The sequence below is a fragment of the Wolbachia endosymbiont of Drosophila leontia genome (assembly GCF_028981785.1).
In the GTDB taxonomy this organism is placed as follows: domain Bacteria; phylum Pseudomonadota; class Alphaproteobacteria; order Rickettsiales; family Anaplasmataceae; genus Wolbachia; species Wolbachia pipientis.
In genome coordinates this window covers 1-3,091 of sequence record NZ_JAPQLK010000029.1, presented here as the reverse complement: position 1 = coordinate 3,091, position 3,091 = coordinate 1, and the positions used below count along the sequence as shown (strand labels likewise).

At 36.7% G+C, this 3,091-nt stretch carries 2 protein-coding genes; both read right to left on the bottom strand.

The window, feature by feature from the left end; all coding sequences use genetic code 11:
* Nucleotides 1–28 precede the first annotated feature (28 nt).
* Nucleotides 29–1,141, bottom strand: a complete 1,113-nt coding sequence (locus tag OZD63_RS00905) for a hypothetical protein (protein WP_275007852.1) — start codon at nt 1,139–1,141, stop codon at nt 29–31.
* Nucleotides 1,142–1,282: 141 nt separating this feature from the next.
* The gene (gene gatB, locus OZD63_RS00900) at nt 1,283–2,707 is read right to left on the bottom strand and encodes an Asp-tRNA(Asn)/Glu-tRNA(Gln) amidotransferase subunit GatB (RefSeq protein WP_275007850.1); all 1,425 of its coding nucleotides are present in this window, start codon (nt 2,705–2,707) and stop codon (nt 1,283–1,285) included.
* Between the last annotated feature and the right edge of the window lie 384 nt (nt 2,708–3,091).

The following is a 3,091-nucleotide window of genomic DNA, read 5'->3' as shown; positions in this document are numbered from 1 at the left end:
ACCAGCTTGCAAATGATTGTCCTTTCCTTCATTTCTCTCCTATTACGAAGATTTTAAACAGGTTCTTAGAGTTTTCAGCACTTATCCATATCACGTTATCGTAATAATCCTTTCCATATTTGTAAGCATATTTCCTAGCTAACTCACTCTTACCTACCCCTCCAAGACCACTAATAGAGGCAACCTGCGATATCACCGCTTGTTTTTTTGCACTTCTTTGTAGTACATTATGCAGAGCTGTTAATACTCTGCCTCTACCAGTAAAAGATGCCACTGGCTCTATTATGCCAAACCAAACCGCTCCTAAAATTTCCTCTCTTATTTCTTCAAGAAGAGCTTTTGCTTTCTCATATGATAGAAACTCCTCTTCTTCTTTCTCCAGCAAAATCAGCGCTTCTTCCTGGTAACGGCTGTAAAAGTGCTTTGCATCAGTATTGCTGAATTCCTTGCCCAATTCACTCTTAATAATTTCACTAAGTTCAGTTCCGCTTGGCAAATTGACTGCAAATACTAATTTATTCAAAAAGTATTCTATTTCTTTATCGCTGACTTCTCTACCTACCTCACGCTTTATAAAATTCTTATTCTCCTGCAAATATGAGATAATGCTATCATCAAATTTATATCTTACACCATCACCTACATCCAGAAACTCATCTTGTGTGTCTATTCTTATGACTGAAATTTCCTTTCCTTTATTCTTCCCACTCGGCATCATTCTCAGCTTTCTTACTGGATGCGATGTCGAATCCGCGGAATCAAAATCATCATTTGTAACAATGACAAAATCCTCTATTTCACCCTCAAACTCTCCACTACTTTTGATCTTTAAATAAGCAATGAGATATTTTATTAAGCCAAACGCACCATTCTTTCCCGGTGTTAATAAGTCACCTATACTGATCTTTTTGTGCCTACCCTGCCTGTGCTTGACTTGTATGAATCTATGTACTATTTCCCCATCTTGTTCATACCGAAGAACAATATCATCAAAATCCTTAGCTGATTTTTTCTCTGTGAATAGGCGGAAAGAATACTCTCTATCTACTGCATGTTTAGGAAACAGCGTTAGCCATCTCGCTTGATACATAATACCATGAAAGGTGCGCTTAACCGCCGAGCAGGATAATCTTACAGGCATCCTCAACCTCACATAATTTTAAAGATGGTGCCGACAAATGGTAAAAAAATAATAAAATTATATGTCATGAGATTAAAGATATCGTAGCGTAAATCTGAGAATATCTACGAGATGTGCTGTTATGTAAATAAAAAAATGTGACTAATTACTTAATCTCTCACTCAAAATTGAATTCACCACATCGGGGCTGGCTTTTCCCTTAGTGGATTTCATAACTTCGCCAACAAAGAATCCGTATAATTTTGTTTTACCGCTTTTGTATTCTTGAACTTTATCTTGGTTGTTATTGATGATTTTGTCGATAACTTCTGCTATTTGACCTCTATCGGTTATTTGCTTTAGGTCCTGCTCTTCTATAACTAAAGATGCAGGTTTGCCAGTTTCAAACATACTATCGAATACTTGTTTGCCAAGTTTAGCAGAGATTGTTCCATCAACGATAAAATCTAAGAGCTCCGACAAGGCATTTGCTTTGATTGGGAAGCTCACAATATCAATACCTGCTTTATTTAAACGACCAAAAAGCTCTACAGTTAACCAGGTGACTGCAAGCTTTGAATCGTGTTTTTTTATCAATTCCTCAAAGTAATCAGCAATCGCCTTATCGGAGGTAATGACGTTTGCATCGTATTCATTGATACCCAATTCCTCAATGTATCGCAGCTTTTTTTGATCTGGTAACTCGGGCAAAGATGATTTAATAGAATCGATTTTATCCTGGCTTACCTCAACAGGTAATAAATCAGGCTCAGGGAAGTATCTATAGTCGCTTGCATCCTCTTTGCTTCTCATCACTTTTGTTTTTCCCAAAGCAACATCAAACAATAAGGTATCTTGACTTATTTCTTCCCCACTTTCTAAAATTTCAATTTGTCTTTGTATTTCATAGTCTATAGCTTGCACAATATAACGTATCGAGTTCAGATTTTTTATTTCACAGCGGGTGCCAAATGTACTACTGCCTTTTAGGCGGACAGAAACATTTGCATCACAACGAAGTGATCCCTTTTCCATATCACCATCACACGAACCAATGTAACGCAAAATCTGCCTCAATTTTTTCACGCATTCTGCAGCTTCCGCAGATGAACGGAGATCTGGTTCTGAAACAATTTCCATTAAAGCAACCCCTGCACGATTTAAATCTACATAAGTTTTGCTTTCCTCATGAACGCTCTTTCCTGCATCTTGCTCTAAATGAATTCTCGCGATTCTTATTTCTTTTTCATTATCGTTGATAAATACTCTACCATTTTTAACTATTGGCTCAAAAAACTGGGTTATCTGGTACCCTTGCGGTAAATCAGGATAAAAATAATTTTTCCGATCAAAGTAAGAATACTTATTAATTTCTGCAGAAAGTGCAAGACCGGTGCGTATTGCTTGCTCTATGCAGTAATAATTTAGTATTGGCAGCGTACCTGGCATTGCCGCATCAACTAGAGAAACTTGAGTGTTATGCTCAGCACCAAACTCCGTTGATGAGCTAGAAAATAGCTTCGTATTAGAAGAAACTTGAGCGTGCACCTCAAGCCCAATTACTGCTTCCCAATCCTCTTTCGTCATGTATTTTATTTAAATGATAATCTTAATATTCTGCAAAATTAGCACAAAAAGTCAAAACAAAACTCATGTTAGCTAAGTGGTATGCAGATTGTTTTACCCATAGAAACGGGTTAAATGCAAAAGATTACTTGACAAGCTTCGCCAGCCCTCTTATCATAAAATTGAAGCTATTTATTTATCTTCTCTGTACAGATTAAATGACAAAAAAACTCACGTATCTGGCGTCTCATGTTTAATTTTTTGCACTATGTGCACCTTATGTCTTTATAAAACTTCTACCTACATAAGCTGAAACGCGCTTATAAAGCGTTTAGAACATAAAAAAACGCCAACTTAAAAAATGGATAGTGAATAACTAGCTACCCTAGGGTTTCTTTTGCCTTT

Coding starts and splice junctions, on each gene's coding strand:
- OZD63_RS00905 (WP_275007852.1), bottom strand. CDS start 1,141: ATGCCTGTAAGATTATCCTGCTCGGCGGTTAAGCGCACCTTTCATGGT.
- gatB (WP_275007850.1), bottom strand. CDS start 2,707: ATGACGAAAGAGGATTGGGAAGCAGTAATTGGGCTTGAGGTGCACGCT.